Annotated in this window: 11 protein-coding genes; 1 reads left to right on the plus strand and 10 read right to left on the minus strand. The window is 35.1% G+C overall.

Going from position 1 to position 21,622, the window contains the following annotated elements; all coding sequences use genetic code 11:
* Window positions 1-32: 32 nt before the first annotated feature.
* The 6 genes from AC1RRN_RS13750 to AC1RRN_RS13775 all read right to left on the minus strand — a co-directional run bounded on the left by AC1RRN_RS13750 (window position 33) and on the right by AC1RRN_RS13775 (window position 11,043).
* Complete coding sequence (locus tag AC1RRN_RS13750) at window positions 33-2,558, minus strand: glycoside hydrolase family 9 protein (protein ID WP_492967830.1); 2,526 nt, start codon at window positions 2,556-2,558, stop codon at window positions 33-35.
* Window positions 2,559-2,582: 24 nt separating this feature from the next.
* Window positions 2,583-3,881 (minus strand): family 8 glycosyl hydrolase, encoded by a 1,299-nt coding sequence (locus AC1RRN_RS13755; protein WP_492967831.1) that lies wholly within the window; start codon window positions 3,879-3,881, stop codon window positions 2,583-2,585.
* Window positions 3,882-3,891: 10 nt separating this feature from the next.
* Window positions 3,892-5,442 (minus strand): glycoside hydrolase family 43 protein, encoded by a 1,551-nt coding sequence (locus tag AC1RRN_RS13760; RefSeq protein ID WP_492967832.1) that lies wholly within the window; start codon window positions 5,440-5,442, stop codon window positions 3,892-3,894.
* Window positions 5,443-5,473: 31 nt separating this feature from the next.
* The gene (locus AC1RRN_RS13765; RefSeq protein ID WP_492967833.1) at window positions 5,474-6,436 is read right to left on the minus strand and encodes a glycoside hydrolase family 43 protein; all 963 of its coding nucleotides are present in this window, start codon (window positions 6,434-6,436) and stop codon (window positions 5,474-5,476) included.
* A 57-nt stretch (window positions 6,437-6,493) separates the two neighbouring features.
* Window positions 6,494-8,431, minus strand: a complete 1,938-nt coding sequence (locus AC1RRN_RS13770; protein WP_492967834.1) for a glycoside hydrolase family 97 protein — start codon at window positions 8,429-8,431, stop codon at window positions 6,494-6,496.
* 500 nt (window positions 8,432-8,931) lie between these two features.
* Window positions 8,932-11,043 (minus strand): thioredoxin domain-containing protein, encoded by a 2,112-nt coding sequence (locus AC1RRN_RS13775; protein WP_492967835.1) that lies wholly within the window; start codon window positions 11,041-11,043, stop codon window positions 8,932-8,934.
* Between the two features lie 261 nt (window positions 11,044-11,304).
* Here AC1RRN_RS13775 and AC1RRN_RS13780 point away from each other — a divergent pair, with 261 nt between their 5' ends.
* A complete protein-coding gene (locus AC1RRN_RS13780) occupies window positions 11,305-12,807 on the plus strand; it encodes an MFS transporter (protein ID WP_492967836.1) in 1,503 nt (500 codons plus the stop codon).
* Window positions 12,808-13,250: 443 nt separating this feature from the next.
* On the opposite strand, the gene AC1RRN_RS13785 is transcribed toward AC1RRN_RS13780, so the two are convergent.
* The 4 genes from AC1RRN_RS13785 to AC1RRN_RS13800 form a co-directional block, all read right to left on the minus strand.
* Window positions 13,251-15,416: a beta-glucosidase gene (locus AC1RRN_RS13785; protein WP_492967837.1), complete on the minus strand. Its 2,166-nt coding sequence runs from the start codon at window positions 15,414-15,416 to the stop codon at window positions 13,251-13,253.
* A gap of 318 nt (window positions 15,417-15,734) precedes the next feature.
* Window positions 15,735-17,297, minus strand: coding sequence for a vanadium-dependent haloperoxidase (locus AC1RRN_RS13790; RefSeq protein ID WP_492967838.1), 1,563 nt, complete (start codon window positions 17,295-17,297; stop codon window positions 15,735-15,737).
* A 1-nt stretch (window position 17,298) separates the two neighbouring features.
* Window positions 17,299-18,210, minus strand: a complete 912-nt coding sequence (locus AC1RRN_RS13795) for a hypothetical protein (RefSeq protein ID WP_492967839.1) — start codon at window positions 18,208-18,210, stop codon at window positions 17,299-17,301.
* Between the two features lie 84 nt (window positions 18,211-18,294).
* Complete coding sequence (locus AC1RRN_RS13800) at window positions 18,295-21,591, minus strand: VCBS repeat-containing protein (protein ID WP_492967840.1); 3,297 nt, start codon at window positions 21,589-21,591, stop codon at window positions 18,295-18,297.
* Between the last annotated feature and the right edge of the window lie 31 nt (window positions 21,592-21,622).

A 21,622-nucleotide genomic window follows, 5' to 3' on the forward strand; every position in this document is an offset into this window, starting at 1 on the left:
TTAAATTGATTATTCTCTTTTTCGTTAAGTTATTATTTTTCTTTTGCCAGCTCGTTTACAGCATTCACCAGAAAAACATACCATGCGCCGCCATCTATAATACATTCATTTTCTCCCCAAAAAAATGGCCAGTCATCTTTATTCTCTAAATAATCTGGTTTAAGAAAAATAAGTCCCGGAACTACTCCTCCCGCGATTGTGGTAAAGTCTGCACGATTGCCACCATAGGCTACTTTTTTAGATCTGTTTCCGACCGCATTTACAAAAGATAAATTAGAATAAGGATGACAGCCCAAGATATAATTCAGTCCCTGATAAACACTTTCTTTGTCCATGATATCAGGATAAATTTTATGGATATAATAATTTGTACTTGCCCAGTTAATAACCTGTGAACTACCACCCCATCCTCTCTTTGCAACAGGTACACCATATGGATTTTCAGCATTTTCTTTGTCCATTTTTTCTTTATACTTAATCACATAGACACGTAATTTTTGCTTATAATTATCATCCATAGAAGGCACTGCTAATAGTGCTGAGTTAATATTAAATTCTACATTTTCATCCAGTAATTTCCATATTTTATCTTCAAAACTTTTTTTATACTGCTCGTCTTTTGTGCTTAAGTAAAGTTGCAAGATCGCAATCATATCACTTCCTTTACCCCATCTCGACATTGGGTTATTATCTGGTTTTGCTTTTTTATCCAATTCAGTTGCTTCGTTGTTCAACTTTATAGCAAGTGACAAACATTTAGCAGAAAGCTCGTCATTATATCCTTTTAAAGCTCTGCTTGCTGATGCTAAAGCACCTGCTGTTCTGAAATCAAGAAATGAAGTTCGGTTTGTAAAGGCCCATCTGTCATCAAGTGTACCGCTGGAAACTCCATTCGATTCATAAGGTTTAAGGGATGGATTATAAGGTAGATTATCTGTTTCTGTCGAAGCATCTCCCAAATGATGGTATTGATGAAGATTAGGAACCACGATCCCTCTTACAGGATGCCCAATATTTTCAACTTGTGCAACAAGATTCAATACTCCGTGCTCAATTTGCTGTAATAAATCAGGCTGACCATCAGGACGGTGAATGTCTACAAACTGTGTTTTTTGATCAATATACGTTTCATCTCTATTGACTTTGAATGCTTCCCATGATTCAACAAAACTGTTGATTACGCTAACATGCGAAAAAGTCTGGATATCAAAATCACCGGCATCAAACCATCCGCCTACTGACATTCCGGGGATACGTTCTAAAGGTTTGTATTTTGTCTCTGTAGTTGGGCCTTGCTTATAACCATCAAAATGTTCGTGATTAACGGGCGCCTGAAGACAATCATCTAAAAACGGTTTTCCGTGCCAGACTCTGTACGCCTCGTTTACTTCCATATGATCCATCTGAACAGGAAACCAAACGTCCATTGTTGGATGCCAAATGTTTTTATAAATATCATCTTCTATCTGAAAAGTATTTGTTTTCTGATCTCCGTATTGAATATAATAAAGTCCTTTTTCCTGAACAGCACTAAAATCAAATTGGGCATAATTATATCTAAGATAATTTCCCCAAACCTTGACGTCGGTTTTTAGTTTCTCCACAAATTTTCCGTCGTCACCAAGTTTAAAAACCGATGCGGTATTTAATGCCTGATCGTTTTTGTCAAGTTCGATAACAGCTACTTTCTTTTGGCCTGGCATGTAACCAACCTGAGAAAATCCTATTACAGGTTCTCTTTTCCAATTCGGTATCGCATTGGGTTCTACATACCAGCTCAGTACTTTTCCTTTTTTATTTATGGGAAGAATACTTCGCGCGATAAACCAACCGTTTTGCCCCAGATTTCTTCCATCAAAAAGCATGATTTGCTGATCTTCGGATTGAATTTTTACCGTGCGTTCCGGATTTTCGGGCGCAAGAATTAAAGTCTTACCCGATTCTAAAGGAAGAGTTGCTATAAATTCATTTCTTCCACGATCATCAAATGTGGTATGTCCGGCAAATTGTGGGATTTTTTGAGATAACGGTCGAATTTCAGTATTACTTGCAGGATATCTGGGAAAAGTTCCCGCTTTTCCGTCTACTAAATAATTGCTTTCAAAATAGGAAGTGGGTATAAATTCCAGGTTAAATCCTGCTCTTCCTTCTAAAGCTTTCGGAACTGGTTTATCCAATACAACATTAATGACAAAACCTTTTCCTTTTGGTGTAACTATGATTTTAGAATCAAAATCAAACTCCTCATATCTTAGTGTAACTTCAATGGTATTACTTGCCTTGTCGACTTTTCGACTGATCATTTTCGGAATTAAATCCCATTGTTCCGGTGTGTTTTGAAGTCTGATTGCTCCGCCTGTTACTGTTCTTACACCATGATGGATAAACTCTATTCCGGCCGTTTTTTCATCAAAAAACATTCCGTTGTATTCGTTATTAAAAACCCAGACATTCAAGCCTGGAGTTTCGAAATATTCTTTTTCGTTTAGTACCAAATTCTGTGAAAAGGAACTATGTGACAGAATAAACAATAAAATACCAACTGTATATTGTTTCATAATTTTATTTTTTAAGTTTAAAATTTATTTAACTGCCAGATTTATAATTTGATAATTACCACTTAAATGCATTAAACTAAAGAGATACATTAACCCATCATAATACGGATCAAAATAACCGTCGTCATACGGTTCAAGCTTCGCTTTCCAAACTGCATGAACAAAATCCATACTTGCTTTATCGGGATTGACTAAAGATGCAGTAGCCGAAGTGGCCACTAATCCAATAGAGTGTCTGAGTTTTTTGACTGTACCAGCCTGCAGAATAAAATCAGGAGTAGAACCATCCAGATTAAATTGATCTTCGAAAGTGTCTAAACCTTTAGATCTAAGAAAATTTTGAAATTTCTGAGCATACTCTTCTTGCCATTTTTTATCTTTTCCGTACCAGGTATAATCCATTGCGATGTTCATGGGAACGCGCCAGGAATCATAACGAAATCCTGGAGGCATCCACGGTGTAGGATGAGGTTCTCCTGTAAATTCGGTGTAATCTGAATTTAAACCCGTTACAGGATGAGTAGCTTTATGAAGAAAATTACGGGAAACATCGGCACATGCTGCATAAAATTGCTCGTGGCCATCTTTGGCATACAATGCCCATATTTCATAAAATGCAGGAACATGATAAGAAGGATCTGTCCAGTTATACCCTCCTCCTTCCGGCACGAAAGATATTTGTTTATGCTCTGTATTTATAATATTATGAACATTACCGGTGCCGTCTTTTTTCCACATAGCATCCAATATTCTTCTGGCTTCTTTGTAATAATCTATTCCTGTATGATTTCCCCATTTATTAGAAGCAAAAAGTAAGCTCGTGATATAGTACAATTCTCCGTCTGAAGCAGAACCAGCTGAATTTTGCTTTTTAGTTTCGGGATTTACGCTCCATGCAAAATAGCCTTCTCTTGGGCCGTCCTGATGTTGCATGTATTTTACAGACCATCTCCAGATTCGGTCAAAAACTTCCTTTTTATTGAGCTGAACGGCAACCATCATTCCATATGACATTCCTTCGGTACGGGCATCTTTATTTTTGACATCCGATACATATCCTAACGAATCACCTTCTTCAAAATATACTTTATTAGGTCCCTCAAAAACATCGTAATACGCTTTGGCTAATTTTTTGTCTATTTCAGTTTGACTATAACCTGCTTCTTTAAATAGATTGCGGTATTGAGGTGTTTTGGATTCTGATTTTTCTATTTTCTTTTTATTTTGACTAACGACCAAAACTGGTAAAATCAATCCAAAAAGCAGTACTAAAAAGTGAATTCTAACCAGAGATTCGCTTATAAAATTTTTATCTATTATCATTTTTGTCTTTTTAATAATTAATTCTAAACCAATCAAAATCAACATATCCTTCAGTATTTTTTGTTGCATAATTGAACAAGCCAAAACGATAGCCCATAAAATGTGGAAGCGTATATTTCATTTTTAATGTTTCGCCTATCGAATTCCAGACTTTTCCATCTAAACTGTAGAAGAAATTAGCTTCATCCTTTTTATTCGTAAAATCACAATCAATTTTGAAATAAACCTGATTTTGAAACAGAGGAATTCGCTGTATTTCAACAGCTTTATCCTTATCAGTTTTTATCATTACTATTGATTTTGTAATTCCTTCAACTTTCACCCCTACCAATCCGTACTCTTTTTGTAAAGCACTTAATCCTGCAAAATCTCCTTCTTTCATTGTAGAAACATCCAGAGAAACAGACGCTGAACTTGTTGGACCAATCGTGCGTTGTGTAAGTGTATTTCTTGCCTGAAGAAAATCAGTATCAAGTCTTCCCGTTTTAAGTCGTAAAAATCCCTTTCTCTCTTTTAAAGACCAAAGCGCATTATCTGGATTATGATTCCATTGCCAAACTAATGGAAATGTCTCTTGCTCTTTCTTGCGATTGAATTCATCAGAAGCAACCAAATTCGGAATTAAACTTTTAGTGGCTGGCAGATTTAATTTTTCGGGAACTTTACCATTCTCTCCCAATACCGGCCAATCCTTTTCCCATTTTACAGGAACGAGATAAGGAATTCTGCCCACAGCATCAAAATCACGAAAAAGATAGGAAAACCAGCTTCCATCCGGAGTGTCGATCAATCCGCCCTGCGCAACGCCTAAATCCTGCAAGGCTATTTTTCCTTCCCATGGACCATTAATACTGTCTGCTTTATGAATAATTACGGTACGCATTCCGCCCTGAGGCCAACAAATATTAAAGAGATAATATTTTCCTTTTATTTTGAATAATTGAGAACCTTCAGCACCCAACATGATATTATTTCCAGCGGGTTCACTGGCGTTTTCTATAATAACTTTCTCAGGTACATTTTGTTTAATTCCCGTTAAATCATCATTTAATTCCACCAATTTGATTTTGCCGGAACCATAAATTAAATAGGCCTTACCATCGTCATCGAAAAATAAAGAATGATCGTGATAAGAAGGTTTAAACGAGATTTTTTGCCAATTTCCTTTTTCTATATCTTTCGTTTTAAAAATATAGGTTTCACCAGTAGTTTGTGCAAAAGTGGTCACGTAATACATCCCATTATGGAAACGCAGGCTGCTCGCCCAAGAACCTCTCCCGTAGGTACTTTTTCCTTCTGTCAAATTTAACTCCGGCATATCTGCCAAAGTATCATAGGCATAATTAATCAGTTTCCAATTCACAAGATCTGTAGATTTCATAATAGGTAAACCCGGACTCATGTGCATGGTAGTACTGCTCATATAATAATTTTTACCAACTCTAATGATAGACAAATCAGGCACATCAGCAAAAATTAATGGATTTTGGGCTTGCGCCAAAGCCATAGCCTGTATGAGCAAAGCAAAGAAGACGAAAATGAAGTCAATTCTTTTTTTCATGGGACAAAAAATTAAAATTGAAAATAAGTCGTTACTTGATTTTGCTGACACCTTCAGTGGTTTGTATTATTTTTTTAATGGTTCCGTCCTCATTATAATACATATAGTCTACACAAACAGAGCGTCTGTAACTGCCGCCTGTAGGCAAACTTCCGTTGTGATAAAAAAAGTATGACTTGCCTTTATAATCAATAATTCCGGGATGTGTGGTAAAACTATTGGGTACATTTTCCTGAATAATTCCCTGATATGTCCATGGTCCGGTTGGATTTTTGGCGGTACAATATTCAATCATTTCGGGTTTTGTACCTGCACTGGCGTATACTAAATAATAAATTCCTTTTCTCTTATACACCCATGGCCCTTCAATATAATTTTTAGGTTTCAAAGTCGTAATTGGACCATCGACTTCAGTCATATTCTTTTTTAGTTTTACCCATTTACAGCTACCATTACCCCAAAACATATAAGCTTGTCCGTCATCATCAACAAATACTGTCGGGTCAATATCATCCCAGGCATATGTCATATCTGTTGTCATTTCATTAATGATAAGTGCTTTGCCAATTGCATCCTTAAAAGGACCAGTCGGACTATCGGAAACGGCTACTCCTATTGCAGCACCGCCTCCGCTTACATCATCTTTTTTGTGAAATGTAGAAACAAACCAGTAAAACTTTCCTTTTCTCTCAATACATTGCGCTGCGTAAGCATCGCCGGTCGCCCATGAAAATGTGCTTGGTGAAAGTGGTGCTCCATGATCTTTCCATGTTGCCATATCTGTTGTCGAATACACACGCCAATCGGCCATTTTGTAATTCGTATCCTGCTCCGTTGCCACGTCGTGTCCCGTGTACAGATACAACGTTCCTTTATGCACAATAGGCGCCGGATCTGCAGTGAAAATATTTTTGATTATAGGATTTTGTGCTGTTATTTTAATTACTGACAGGCAACATAATAGTGCAAATAAAATTTTGGTTTGATTTTTCATTTTAATATTTTTTGGTTTGGTTTTATAGTTATTGCGTCATTGTTTATTCATTTAAAGCTATTTATCCATTGGGGTTAATGAAATTGCAAAGCCTCCTCTGCGCAGTAATTTTATTTCAATAGTTGAATTTTTATCCACTACTAAAACTTGCGAATCAAAAGCTTTATCATGTTTGCCATCAGCAATTAAAACTGCACGGTAATTAACTCCTTCTTTTAAAAATTCCAGCTTGATATTTTTTGTTGCCTCTTTACTTTCAGAAGCACTAATTCCGCCCACATACCAAACATTTCCTTTTCGACGTGCCATAACTACCTCCTGCCCTGGATAGCCATCAATTAAGTTTGTATCATCCCAGGTTGTAGGTACTTCTTTTAAAAATGTTTTAGCCTCTTCAGGCAATTCATAATATCCTTCTGGCCTGTCAGCTAAATGTTGCAAAGGAGATTCAAAAATTACAGAAAGCGCCAGTTCATGCCCATAAGAAGTATGATGCGGATACTGCGAATTCGTAAAAGTAACAGGCGTATAATCCATTGCTCCGATTATGTTTCTTGTGAAAGGCAAAATCGTATTATGTTGTGGTGCTGTAATTGAAAATTCCGGACCATTATTATACCATTCTGCTCCCCGGACTGCCTCATAAGTCATTAAATTAGGATACGTGCGTGACCAGCCACGTGGTACAATACAGCCATGAAAATAGACCATCATTTCAAACTGAGCAGCATCTTCTAAAATATCAAGATAATATTTGATCATATCTTGTTTTTCACTTTCAAAAAAATCAACTTTAATCCCTGCTACACCGAGTTTTTTTAGTTTTATAAATTCTTCAACCCTGTTTTTATGCGTAAGCATTCTGTCTTTTGGAGTAGACGGTACCCAGGTGTGGTCTCCACCTGAGTTATACCACATTAATGGTGTTATTCCTTTTGAATGTATGTATTTTAAGGCATCTTCGAGATTTCCACCATTGGTCATATTATCCCATTCCCAGTCTAAAAGCGTATAGGGCCAATTCATTTTTACGGCTAAATCAGCAAACTCACATACGGTTTTATAATCTTTGGTTCCATGGTTACTTGACCAGTAATTCCATGATACTTTTCCCGGTTTTATCCATTGCGTTGTTTTAAAACGAGTTGGAGTCGATATATCTTCAATTAGAGTACTTTCTACAATATCATTCAAACTGCCAATAGTAATTACTCGCCACGGAGATTGCCATGGAAGTGAAATTTTTGGTTTTGATTCACCAGTTCCTCTGGCATCTTGTTGATCGGGAAATGTAAGTTTGTAACTATCTATATCTTTTGTATTACTCAATTTGGTTCCGCAATAACTGCGATCTAAATCGGCCTCATGCAGCAAAAACCAACATGATTTATTTGATGAATTAAATAATGCAGGATAACACCATTCTTGTTGAATTATAGTGCTATCACTAGAAACAGCATACAAACCCTCATTTGCCGGATTCCATTTTTCAAGCCATCTTTTATTTTTCTTTGGTATTTGATAAGCCGTAAATTCATCATTAATGATATAAGAACCTTGCTTTTCCGGGAATTCATATCGAAATGCAATTCCATCATTATAAGCTCTTATAATTAGATTTAATTTTGCTTTTTTAGGATTCTCAAAAGAAACAATTATTTCATTCGCCGTATTTTCGCGTATTGCTTTTTTACCAAAAGGAAGTTCATAATGCTCCTTTATGATTCGTGGATTAGATGCTTTTAAAAAATGAAGTTTATCTGAAAAATCCTGATCACTTCTTGAAAGTCCTAAGCTCACTTTTGAAATTATTTCAGATAAATTATTATTGGTCTGATAGTAAATTTTTAAATACCATTTCACTTGATTTTCATTATCCATAGCATGCAAACTCATTGCAATTTTTCTATTAGGTGATTGCAATTGTATTTGTTGCGACCAGGAATAACAGGAACTCAGTAAGACAAAAAACAATAAAACAATTTTTAATTTCATGATTTTAAATTCATTGTTAATACTTTTTAACCTGATCGAATTATAAATTGTATAATTTCTAACGGAATGAAAAAGCCGAAAGTAATTAAGCTTTCGGCTTTAATTTAAAAACTAACACTTACACTTAGTTACAAACCAATTTTGTAGAATAACACTTATAACCAATATTAATTTTTAAATCTAAACTCAAAGTCTTTATTATTTAATTATATCGTACCTAAATTAATAAGTGTACTTACTACAAATATAAACAAAAACACATAATACACAACCGGTTGCTTAAATATTTTATTCAATAATTGCCAAAAAAAAGCATTATAAAAACATTCTATTTATTTTTCAGGATAAAAAATTGAATTAAACATATTTTGAAGATAGTTTTAAAACAAAACACTGACAATTATAAAGACTTAATTCAATTCCATTAAATAACCTACAAAAATTGATAAACTAAAAATTACATCAAATAACTGAAAATCAACAACTGATGAGAATAGATTCTATAAACTATTTTTTATTTTACTCACTGCTATAGTCACATCTCTTTCTGGCATTTTACAGGCTTTGTTAATGCAGACATAAATGTAGGTTTCATTGTCTGTGAAACGATTTTCTAAAATTGGAAGTTTACTTTCTTTGGTAGCTCCTGCAATAAGAATATTAGGCAAATAATAATTTTGAAGCTGGCTTGTTTTACTAATGGCATCTTTTCCGGAAATGGCAACCTCAAAATAATTACCGGTATAATTGAGCATTAAATTCAGCCAATTGTAATATTCAGTTGGAGACTGTAAAGCATCTTCTTTTACATTATTCAGCATCTGTTGCGCAATTTTGGCGTAAGTATCATTAGAATAATAATGTCCCAATAAAAATAAATTGTGTGCAAGAATAGAATTAGAACCTGGAATTACGTTGTCTGCAATTTCCATTTTTCTGGTAATTAATTCTGTTGAAGCATTAGAAGTAAAATAAAACAGATTTGATTTTTTATCCCTGAAATGAGTTATGGTATAATCTGTTAATTGCTTTGCTTTGTTGAGCCATTTTTCATCAAGTGTTATCTGATATACAGAAATAAATGCATCTATAACGGTAGCATAGTCTTCTGAAAAACCAGCAATACTACTTTTGCCGTCTTTATAATTATGATTTAAACTTCCGTCTTTTTGAAGCTGATTCTTCACAATAAAATCGGCATTTTTTAAAGCGATTTCTTTATAATGCGGGTTTTTAAATGCGCGATAAGCACTAACATAACCCTTTATCATTAAAGCATTCCATGAAGTTAAGGTTTTGTCATCTAAATGAGGTTTTGATCTTTTGTTTCTCTCTACCAAAAGTATCTGTTTCCAATTTTTTATTTTAGAATTTAATTCTGTTAAGGTTAGTTTATTTTTGATTGCAAAGTCTTTATCTGATTGCGTCTTGTACAAAACATAGTTTCCATTTTCCCAGAAACCATTTTCATTAATATTGTAATACTCCTGAAAAAGTTTGAAATCTGATTTTAATAAAGCTTGTAATTCTTCTTTTTTCCAGACATAATACCCGCCTTCTTCCAGTTTTTTTACTTTGTTTTTACTATCAGCATCTAAAGAAGAATAAAAAGCGCCGTTGGATGCCATGAGTTCTTTTTCGACAAAATTTAGTGTTTCAACTACCGTTTTTTTATACAATTCATTTGGGTTAGCCAGATATGCATCAGCATATAAACTTGCCAATTGTGCATTGTCATAGAGCATTTTTTCAAAATGAGGAACATGCCATTTTGAATCTACTGAATATCTGCAAAAACCACCACCAATTGGATCGTAAATTCCGCCATTAGCCATTTTTGTGAGTGTTGTTTCCACATATTTTTGAATTATTTTATCCTTATTTTGAATACTATAACGGAGCAGAAAGCTCAACGCGTTTGGCATAGGAAATTTGATGTCGCCAACTATCCCACCTTCTTTATAATCGAATTGTTTTTGCCATAATTTTATAGCTTGAGAAAGCTCCGAATTTGTAAAATCAGGTTTACTATTATTAACCGCAATTAATTGTGATTTCTGAATTCCTGCCACTAATTTATCTGCATATTCGCTCGCTTTTTTGGGATTATTTTTATACAAATCAGAGAGTTCTGTTAAGGCTTTTGTCCATTCTTCTCTGGTAAAATAAGTACCGCCAAAAATAGGACGACCATCAGGAAGTGCAATGCAATTTAAAGGCCACCCGCCTTTGCCAGTCATTAATTGAACGGCATTCATATAAATTTGGTCAATATCAGGTCGCTCTTCCCTATCTACTTTTATGCTGATAAAATTATCATTCATTAATTTGGCGACAGCTTCATTTTCAAAACTTTCTTGCTCCATAACATGGCACCAATGGCAAGCAGAATAACCTACAGAAATAATAATAAGTTTATTTTCTGCTTTCGCTTTGTTCAGCGTTTCCTTATTCCACGCATTCCAGTTAACAGGATTGTGCGCGTGCTGCAAAAGATACGGACTTGTTTCATTAATTAAATCGTTGGTATATTTGTGATATTCTTCCGTATTCTGTTTTTTATTACAAGCAATAAAACAGAAAAAGATCAATATAAAATAGAAAATACGCATATAAATAAAAATGAAAAAAGTGTGAATAATGATGTTGATTATCAGTTGTTTTTTTTAATCAGAAGCTAAAATAGCAATTTAAATTTAATAGATTTGCGATAACTAAAGAATGCTTCAAATGTGCTATTAAAGGCTTCAAAATTGACAATCTTATTTCAACTTTCAAGCTATTTTTACGTTTAACATTTTATTAAAATGAAATGAAAACGAAGTGTGATTTTTATAATAAAATAGCGCTCTAAAAAATTTTCAATCAACACGATGGGGATAAACAAAAAAAAAGCGACCAGTATATTGAATAACAATGCGTCTCAAAAACTTTCTGTACTGGAAAAAATAGGTTACGGTTTAGGAGATTTTGCAGCAAATTTGATTTTTCAGACCCTGCTGACCTTTTTAGCTTTCTTTTATACAGATGTTTATAAAATCCCGGCTGGAACAGCAAGTATTATTATTTTCATTGGAGGATTTATTGGTGCTTTTTTTAATATCATTATGGGCGTTATCGCTGATCGAACCCAAACCCGATGGGGAAAATTCAGACCCTGGATATTATGGACTGCCTTGCCATTTGGAATTGGCGCCGTTCTTTCATTTTTAACTCCCAATTTTGGAGAAAACGGCAAAATAATTTACACTTTACTGACTTATTTTTTTCTGGTAATAATCTATTCAGCAAATAATTTACCGTATGTTGCCTTAAGTGGTGTTTTAACCGGCGACATGAAAGAACGAAACAGTCTTTCCTCTTATCGTTTTGTTGCGGTAATGATAGCTCAATTTATAATTCAGTCCCTTTTATTGCCATTGGTTTTAATTCTGGGACATGGCGATAAAGCAGTTGGCTTTAAAAATACGATGATTCTATTTGCCATTACGGGAGTAATTTGTTTACTGATTACTTTTTTTACTACCAAAGAAAGAATTATACCCGCTAAAAACCAAAAATCCTCTGTCAAGCAGGATTATATCGATTTATCTAAAAACGGTCCCTGGCTGGTTATGGTGCTGGTTACCATCTTGGTATTTATCACTTTGTCTTTAAAAGGCGGAATGTATGTTTTCTATTTTAAATACTATTTAGATCCCGTTGCCCAAACTGTATTTTTGAATGATATTGGTTTTACAGCATTTATTCATGATCTGAATAATTCATTGACAGCAATGGGATTAGTAGATTTTCAGTGGCCACGAGACGTTCCCACTTCTGCCTTTAGTCTTTTTAATGCGGGAGGAATTCTTTTTATGATTTTTGGAATTTTGTTTTCAAAATCACTTGCCGATTCATTTGGCAAAAGAAACATTTACATCACTTTTATTTTTTTATCCGCTATAAGTTTATTGCTTTTTAATTTTTACAGCAGAACCGCTATTACAATGGTTTTTCTGACCCAATTAGCGCATGGATTTATTTACGGAGTAACCATTCCGTTATTATGGGCCATGATCGCTGATGTGGCCGATTACAGCGAATGGAAAAACAATCGAAGAGCAACTGCTACCGTTTTTTCTGCCATGATTTTCGGACTAAAAATAGGGATAAGTATTGGCGGTGCTTTGGGTGCAGCTTTTCTATCTAAATACGGCTATGTAGCCGAAGAGGTCAATCAGGTGCCGGCAGCAGTAGAAGGAATCAAATTATGTGTGAGTATCTATCCTGGTTTTATATTTATTATAAGCGCCGTTCTGTTATGCTTTTATGCAATAGACAGAAATATGGAAATTGGAATTGAAAAAGATTTAAAGGAAAGAAGAGGACATTAGCCCGTTTTGATATGTAGCTATGTCTTAAAGCTGTGTAATTGAATACCACAGAGTAAACCAAGTTTTCGCAGAGATCCACAAAGGCTTTATTTAATCTCGCAGAGCCACAAGGGCGCAAAGTTTTTTCACGCAGATTTCAAAAAGATTTAAGCAGATATGCGCAGATAACTCATAAGAAATAAATCTGTAAAATTTACTGAAATCTGTAGGATCTGGGTGAAACAAAAAACCTTTAATTAATCCCATTCTTGGCAGAGCCACTCCGTTTTGGTTTGGTTTTTAATCTCACAAAGACGCAAATTTAATGTTCTCCGTGCAACTCTGTGAAAAATCTTTGTGTATCTCTGTGGTAAAAAATTTAACGCAAAGTACATGCTAAAAAAAAACAGTAATACAGTTCGAAGAAAGAACTATATTACTGTAAAAAAAACTATATTATTATCTTATTGCACTGTAATAGCAAGCGTACTCACAATGTTTTCAGCTGATGTAGCCGTATAAAGTACAAATTCGCCTGGCTCAACTTTCCAGTCAGAAGTTTTCTCATCGTAAAAAGCCAAATCTTTTACTGTCACTTTTAAATTTACTGTTTTTTCTTCTCCGGGTTTAAGGAATATTTTATCAAATGCTTTTAATTCCTTTTTAGGTCTTAAAACTGATGAAGTTGTTTGACCAGCGTACAATTGAATTACTTCTGCACCATCTGTTTTACCTGTATTTTTAATATTAACCTTTACTATTATTTCATCATTAACGCCGTATATTTTTTTGTCAGCAACAACATTGGAAATTTCAAAAGAAGTATAAGACAGACCATAACCAAAAGGATATTGAGATACAATTCCTTTAGTGTCAAACCAGCGATATCCTACCAAAATATCTTCCTCATAATTCACTTTTAAATCATGTCCCGGATAGGCTCCTAAAGCATGTGCTGGCGATTGGCTTAAAGTAACCGGAATCGTAAATGGTAATTTTCCCGAAGGAAATTCTTTTCCGCTCAAAACATCAACCACAGCATTACCGGCTTCCATTCCGCCATACCAACCCCAGACTAAGGCCGGTACGCGAGATTCAATACCCGCCAGTTCAAGCGGAGAACCTGCAATAATTACGACAATTGTTTTAGGGTTTGCTTTGGCCACTTCCTGAATTAAAGTTTCCTGCCCGTACGGTAAACGCATATGCAATCTGTCAAATGATTCTGAATCGAAATCATGGTTTAGACCGGCAAAAACAATCGCCACATCCGATTTTTTGGCCTGAGCAACGGCTTCTTCTATTAATTTCCAATCAACTTTATCTGTGTTTAATTGACCATCGCTGCTTCTTTCCACAACGTGAGATTGCTTTTCATAACCTTGTGCAAAATTTATTTGCATTGACTTTCCGTATTTATTGGTCATAGCCTGAAGTGGCGTTATCTCATATAAAGTTTTGATTTCTGAACTAAATCCACCACCACAATGCGTGCGGGTTGCATTATCACCAATAATTGCTACTGATTTTATAGAGTTCATATTTAATGGCAAAATTTGCTTTTCGTTTTTCAGTAAAACCACCGCTTCTACAGCAGAACGATAAGCTGCCTGTTGATGCTCTTTGGTATTTATGGAACCAATTATACGTGTTTTAGGATCTAAAACTTTCGTTTTAATCATAACTCTCAGAATGTTGGCCACTTTTTCATTCACTATGCTTTCTTTTATGCTTCCCTGCTTTACGGCTTTAATCAAAGGATCTGCGAAATACCAGTCGTTATAGTTTTCTTTTTCGGTTCCCATTTCTAAGTCCAAACCAGCCAAAGCCGCTTTTTCAGTACTATGAACAGCATCCCAATCAGACATATAAACGCCTTTAAATTTAAATTCTTCACGCAAAAGAGTTCGCCCCAAGTAATCATTTTCGGTACAATAGGAACCTCTGAATTTATTGTAAGCGCCCATAACGCCCAATACTCCTGCATCAACAATTGAAGCCTTAAAACCCGGCAAATAAATTTCACGCAAAGCGCGTTCGCTCATATTTACATCCACAACAAAACGATTTTCTTCCTGATTATTAGCAACAAAGTGCTTTACACAAGCAGCGACATCCTGAGTTTGTAAAGCCTTGATATAATTTATAGAAACTTGCGAAATAAGAAACGGGTCTTCACTCAAATACTCAAAATTTCTCCCACAAAGCGGAGAACGAATAATGTTAATGCCCGGTCCAAGCAAAACGTCTTTTTTACGAAAACGTGCTTCTTCGCCCAAAACAATACCGCGTTGTCTGGCCAGTTCCAGATTCCAACTTGCAGCCATAGCCGTTCCCGGAGGAAAACAAGTTGAAGCATCATCTGTTTGTCCTGCATATTGCCAATTATGTCGATTCATTTCTGCCCTTACTCCATGCGGACCATCAGAGAGAGCCCATTCCGGAATGCCGAGATGCTTTATTTCTTCAGTATAAAATTTAGAGTTTCCGTGCAGCATGCCGACTTTTTCTTTTAAAGTCATTTTTTTAATTAACTGTTGAATCCTTTTTTCGGTTGAAGCATTTGTCTGTGAAAAAGAACTTTGAAAAAATACTGAAAACAAAGCAGCAGCTATAAATCGTAATCTCATTTTATATGTTTTAGAAAACCTTTTGGTTAAATTAAATAATTTGATGTTGAATACTAACTGGAAAAATAATCCAATTAAAAAGCTTCAAAAATAGCCGAATACGAAATATCGAAACCCTACAAATCGAGCATTTTATAGCATAAATGAAGCAAACTTGCATGAAAAAACACATCAGGATCTAATCCTTATAAAAATTACATTAAATACAAAATGATGTCTAAAAATTTTACGCAATTTCAAATGATCAGTAAATAAAAAAACCTGGCAGGTTTTGCGACGTGGCAGGCTTAAAATAGATATTAAAATTTATTTATTCTACTATTGAGCACCGTCAGTTGCTGCCCTCGCAACAGCAAAAGCAGCTACTTTTTTACCTAAATCCAATCCTTTTTCACAATCACTTCTGTAATGTATGGCTCCATACATTCTTGAGTTTGATGCTTCTAAAGCCATTGCCTCATATTCTGTTTTTTTAGATGGAATAAAATGTGATAAAACAGTACAGGCAGCAGCACTAAAAGTAGAATGCCCCGAAACATATGCCGGAAAATTAGGAACTCCCGTGGTTGTTTTAATCGAAGGATCCATTTGACACGGGCGTGGATTGAAATAAGTATATTTAGCATCCCAGCAACTAATTGCAGCATCCATCATTGCGACATTTAACAAAGCTAAATTTCTCGCCCAGCGAACTTCACTGTACGATTGTTCTACAAATGCTTCTGAAGCAATAGCATTCCAATGTCCGGGAGGTGTATAGGTATCTACGCCATCAGCCCAAAAACTTACAATTTCTAAGTGTTCGCGAGACTTATCCTGGCTGTATTTTTTAATCTCGGCTAATTCTTTTGCAAAAGCATCAGATTTTGTTGAAGGAGGTGCAGGTGGACGATTTGCTACAACATCTGCTTCTGTCATCAAAAATGATTTTACTTTTCCGAATAAAGGCAACATTGGTGGTCTTGCCGGTATTTCTAATGATTTCCATGGAACTTCTCCTGTTGCTGCAGTTTGAGATTCTAATGCAGCCCAAATTGCCGGTGTACCAATAGCTGCTCCAGCTCCGTCAGTTGAAGCGCGAGCTATAAATTTTGCAGCTACTTTTCTACCTAAAATTATTCCGGCATCAACATCAGAACGAACATTTCCACCGCTGATGATTCGGTACAATTTTTCTTCTTCGGCTTTTACATCTATATACGCGATTTCAGTTGGAAATAGTAACTTTAAAAGCTCAACAGTAACTCCCGCCACGACAGCGTCCTCAGAAGGATATGCTGGCAATGTGCTTTTAGGAACCAATACCTGCAAGGTTGGATCAACAGTATAAGGTGCAGCTCTGTTGTACAGTTTTTTATAATGCCAGGCAGCAATCAGTGCGTCGTATTGAGCGGCACATACATAGGCATATGCTCTCGCAGCATAAGGAGGATTAGAAAATGGAAATTGAGGATAAGCAAATGGATTTGCAGCTGAAGGTGCGGGATAAGTTCCGTCTTCATTTTGGTACGGCGGGCGATTATGTCTCGCTACCAGGGTTCGCAGAATTTCATTCCAACGCAACACGCTGCCGGCACTCCAATACTCGATTATATTTTTTTGTTCATTAGTAATATTTACCTGAAAACTCTTTATTTCATTAATTTCTCTTGTATAAGCAGGTGTGGTAGTCGCAACAGGTACATCTATCGAAAATTCATCAGGTGCAGTTAAAAGATAAGGTTTCCATGTACCAGCTTCCGCATCTGAATTCTTAGGATTTAATTGTGGAAACTCCTCATTTCGCTGCGAAATATCATCATCGCAGGAATACATTAATCCAACTGCCAGAAATACAAGAGTCAGACTTTTAAAGACAATTTTTTGAATACTATTTTTCATCTTACTTGTTTTTTTTATTAAAATTAATCAGATAGAAAATACCTCCGTAGAATGAAGTTGCTTCTCCTACATTTCTACCTTCTGTCACTACATTATATCCGCCTACAATTGCCAATTCAGGAACTTTTATTAGAGTATATTTTCCATTTAAGCCCAATTTAAAGGCATTCATGGTATTGCTTGGAAAAGGCATGTTATTTTTTGTGATGTCAAAACCTCCAGATTGGGTAACCGAATTATCAATCACAGCTTCTGCAATTAATCTTGAAGAACGGTATCCAAATCTAAAATTAACGTTTATAACATCTGGCATATTCACTTCATTGGTATAATGAATTTCATCATCCAAATAGGAATTTCGATCAATGGTAATATTTCCCCTTTTCATATACGCGGCTGAGAAAGTGGTGAAAAAAGTACGATATTGTACATCACCCATTAGTCGAAAAGTTCCGGTTTTACTGCGCAAACCAATGCTTAATGGCAAATAATCAGCCACGTAGTCTGAGGTAGGCATTGAATAACTTGCCAAAGCCAATAAAGAATAAGTAACTGCACCAACTTTCTTTTTAATTGGCATATATTTCAAGGTCAAGGATAAATCCTGCATTCCTTTTTGGCCTTTCATAGTCCCTGCAGTTGCCTTGGTTTCAATATAGGGAATAGTCACAAGAAAATTCAACTTGTCGGTTATTCCATAATCGCCCATAAATGCAGGGCCTTGAGCAGATACCGTTCCAAGATTAAGATTCTCTCTTTTAAAAGTGCCTTCCCAGTATTCATTCCAACTGCTATATTGATAAACCGCCCCGAAACAAAAATTATTTTTATTCATCATAAGTGCATCGATATCGGTTTGTGCACTCATCATAACCGGAATCATGAAGAGAAAGCACAAGTATAATTTTCTCATTTTTAATGTTTTTGGTTAATTGTTATTTGAGTATGTCTTAGCCTGTTAGGTTAAGACATACTGCAAAAAATTCAAACAAAGAAGTTAATTGATTCTGACACTTTGTAAAAACGAATTGTTTTTAGTGACCAACAGATATGTTTTTCCATGTACGTTAATTTTTTCCATGTTTTTAACATCACCCGGAGTAAAAAATCCGCTATCAACTGCTGAAATTGATTTGAATTTTCCTTTGCCATCTCCTTTTAAAAACAATCCATGACCAGCGTCGTTTCTAGGAGTTTCTACTTCGGAATTATACATATTACCACTTATTAAAACATCGAGTTTACCATCTTTATCATAATCATCTACCATTATTTGATTGATGCAGGTAAGCTGCGCTTCAACTGGTAATTCGTGAATGATAAACTTGCCATTTTTATTCTCTAAATAAATACTGGCGAATGATTTTACCTTATAATGCAAAGCTTCCTTAAGTGATTTCTCTGTATAAACATCGACAAGCGTAGCTTCTGAAAAGCTTTCGTAGTCTTTGAATTTCTTCTTGATATTTGGAATTTGCTGAGACGAACAACCACGACCGCGTACGGGATATTGTTTTCCATCATTGTAATAGCTTAAAACAATATCCTTGTGTTTATTGTTGTCAAAATCTTTTACATAAATATCAAATGTCTCATTTGGAGTTGCTTTGTATTTGTAATTCAAACCATTGTTTCCAACAATATAATCCATATCGCCATCATGGTCAAAATCGCCTTGCTGAATGCTCCACCACCAGCCGGTTGTATCATCATTAAGTCCCATGTTTTTTGTAACTTCCTTGAAACCTGCCGATGTATTCTGAAAAATACGGATTGGCATCCATTCGCCAACTACAATGATATCGGCTAATTTATCGTTATTAATATCGGTAATTACAGCACTTGTTGCCATTCCTAAATTGGTAAATTCTTTTGGTGATTTTTTAGAAATTTCAAATTTTGGCTGTGTTGGCGTACTTATATTATGCAGTAAATAAGTCGTTGCCGGTGAAGGATATTGCCCCGGAACCTGTCTTCCTAAAACTAAAAGATCTTTTTTGCCATCTTTATCATAATCAATAGGATATACTTTTGAACCACTCGTTAACATCGTTGGCAACACTCCTTTTGGTGCTTTTGTAAAATCGCCTTTTCCATTATTGAGGTATAATCTGTCTTGTAATTTTGGGTCATTAACTAAAAATTCATAACCGCCGCTTACTACATATAAGTCATTATCGCCGTCATTATCGGCATCAAAAATTAGTGCTCCAGTATCTTCACTGTCTTTGTCTGCTTCAAGTGCTGGAACATTTTTTTCTGTAAAACCATTTTTAGTCTGCATAAATATTTTTCCTGAGTAGGTTGCAGAACCTCCAATAAAATAATCATCAAGACCGTCTTTATTTAAATCCCCAACAGCAATTGCAGGACCAAAAGTGGACATTTTATGAGGCAATAAAACCTGATCTTTAAAATCATCGTACTTATTTTCTTCGTGTTTAAAAACAGGAAAAATTGCGTTTTCAGTTGCAAACAAATGGGTTTTAGGAGCTGTTTTTACAACCGCTTCTTCTTTAGCATCCTGCTCTTTAAAGCTTAAAGTTTGATTCGCCTTAACATTCGATAATTTTTGCACCTTACCGTTTGTCCATACAACTTTTACCTCATCGATAGTTTTGTCTTTGCCCACACCAAAATGCAATTCGGGCGCAACAGACGACTGAAATCCTCTTGTTAAAGTAAGTTCCTGCATTTGGGTTCCTTTTTTCGTTTTTATATAAACACGATTCCCCAGACCATAAGTATTTTTTGTATTTCCTTTGAAATTGACTTTGATGTAATTATTAAGTTTAGAACTTGAATTTTCAAAAACAGACGCATAATCATCGATATTATTTACTACCAAATCTAAATCGCCGTCATTATCTAAATCGGCATAAGCAACGCCATTTGAAAACCCTTTAAATTCAATTCCCCATTTTTTATTGGCTTCTTCAAAATTTAAATTTCCTTTATTTTGAAACATAAAATTGTCAATTTTCTCCGAAGGAATTTCCTGAGATTTCTTCAACAAATCTTTTGGCTGTAAATTGAGTGCTTCCAGACTATGAAAGAAATCATTATTATTAATTTCTCTTCGGGTTCCATTCGTTACAAAAAGGTCTTTATTTCCGTCATTGTCAAAATCGGCAAACAAAGGTCCCCAACTCCAATCTGTAGATGAGGTTCCGGTAATACGGGATACATTACCAAAATGCGGAATACCATTTTCATTAACTCCTGTGTTTAACTGCATGCAATTGTGCATGTATTGATAGTTAAAACCAGCATCAACGACATCCCAAAATAGTTTTGGATTCATGCTCGACATGTTTGCTTTTTTACGACGATTGTCTTTTGCGTCCATATCAACCTGAAAAATATCTAAATTTCCATCGTTGTTAAAATCGGATACATCGACTCCCATTCCGTAGAAAGAATTATGTGCCATGGCTTCTTTTACTACTTCTTTAAAAGTACCATCCTGATTGTTGATGTACATAAAATCAGGTGAATTGAAGTCGTTAGAAACATAGATATCAGGCCAGCTGTCATTGTTTAAGTCGCCTACTGTTGCACTTAATGATAATCCATAATTTTTTACACCAGCTTGTTCCGTTACATTAGCAAAATGATTGCCGTCATTTCGGTATAAATGTCCTGATTCATTGTCTTTAACATGGAGCATCATTTGCACATAATCACCCGTTGCCGAATTAAATTTCGTTGGCGGATAATTCGCTACAAATAAATCCAGGTCACCATCTTTATCGTAATCAAAAAAAGTTCCCTGAACACTGTTTCCTATATCATCAATACCATATTCTTTGGCTTTTTCTGTAAAAGTTCCGTTATGATTATTGATATATAACTCATTATTTTTAGGTCCGAATTTCCCTCCTACACTACAATAAATATCTAAAAATCCGTCGCCGTTTACATCTGCCATAGTGACTCCGGTATACCAGCGGGAATCACCGCCAACACCGGCTTTTTTTGTAATATCTTCAAATTTCAGATTTCCTTTATTTAAGTACAATTTATTCGATACCTGATTTCCTGTAAAGAAGATATCTACCAAGCCATCATTGTTAATATCTCCTGTAGCTACTCCTCCTCCCAAATAAATATAATTGTAGGTGAAGTAATTCAGTGAATCATTTTCTTTCAGATTATTGCTAAAATCAATTCCAGTATCGGAACGGTCTAAAGTGGTAAATATCTTCTCATCTGATTCTTTAGTAGAACAGCTGACAAGTAATAATAAGCTTACAAGGCCAAAAAAAACTGCTTTCTTATTTATATTTTTCATTTTTATATTTCTAATGTTTTCTAATAAATAC

The organism is Flavobacterium sp. GW821-FHT11G01, from assembly GCF_058808175.1.

Bases quoted from the DNA above. Each gene is read 5' to 3' on its own strand.
- AC1RRN_RS13750 (WP_492967830.1), bottom strand. From the start codon at position 2,558: ATGAAACAATATACAGTTGGTATTTTATTGTTTATTCTGTCACATAGT.
- AC1RRN_RS13755 (WP_492967831.1), bottom strand. From the start codon at position 3,881: ATGATAATAGATAAAAATTTTATAAGCGAATCTCTGGTTAGAATTCAC.
- AC1RRN_RS13760 (WP_492967832.1), bottom strand. From the start codon at position 5,442: ATGAAAAAAAGAATTGACTTCATTTTCGTCTTCTTTGCTTTGCTCATA.
- AC1RRN_RS13765 (WP_492967833.1), bottom strand. From the start codon at position 6,436: ATGAAAAATCAAACCAAAATTTTATTTGCACTATTATGTTGCCTGTCA.
- AC1RRN_RS13770 (WP_492967834.1), bottom strand. From the start codon at position 8,431: ATGAAATTAAAAATTGTTTTATTGTTTTTTGTCTTACTGAGTTCCTGT.
- AC1RRN_RS13775 (WP_492967835.1), bottom strand. From the start codon at position 11,043: ATGCGTATTTTCTATTTTATATTGATCTTTTTCTGTTTTATTGCTTGT.
- AC1RRN_RS13780 (WP_492967836.1), top strand. From the start codon at position 11,305: ATGGGGATAAACAAAAAAAAAGCGACCAGTATATTGAATAACAATGCG.
- AC1RRN_RS13785 (WP_492967837.1), bottom strand. From the start codon at position 15,416: ATGAGATTACGATTTATAGCTGCTGCTTTGTTTTCAGTATTTTTTCAA.
- AC1RRN_RS13790 (WP_492967838.1), bottom strand. From the start codon at position 17,297: ATGAAAAATAGTATTCAAAAAATTGTCTTTAAAAGTCTGACTCTTGTA.
- AC1RRN_RS13795 (WP_492967839.1), bottom strand. From the start codon at position 18,210: ATGAGAAAATTATACTTGTGCTTTCTCTTCATGATTCCGGTTATGATG.
- AC1RRN_RS13800 (WP_492967840.1), bottom strand. From the start codon at position 21,591: ATGAAAAATATAAATAAGAAAGCAGTTTTTTTTGGCCTTGTAAGCTTA.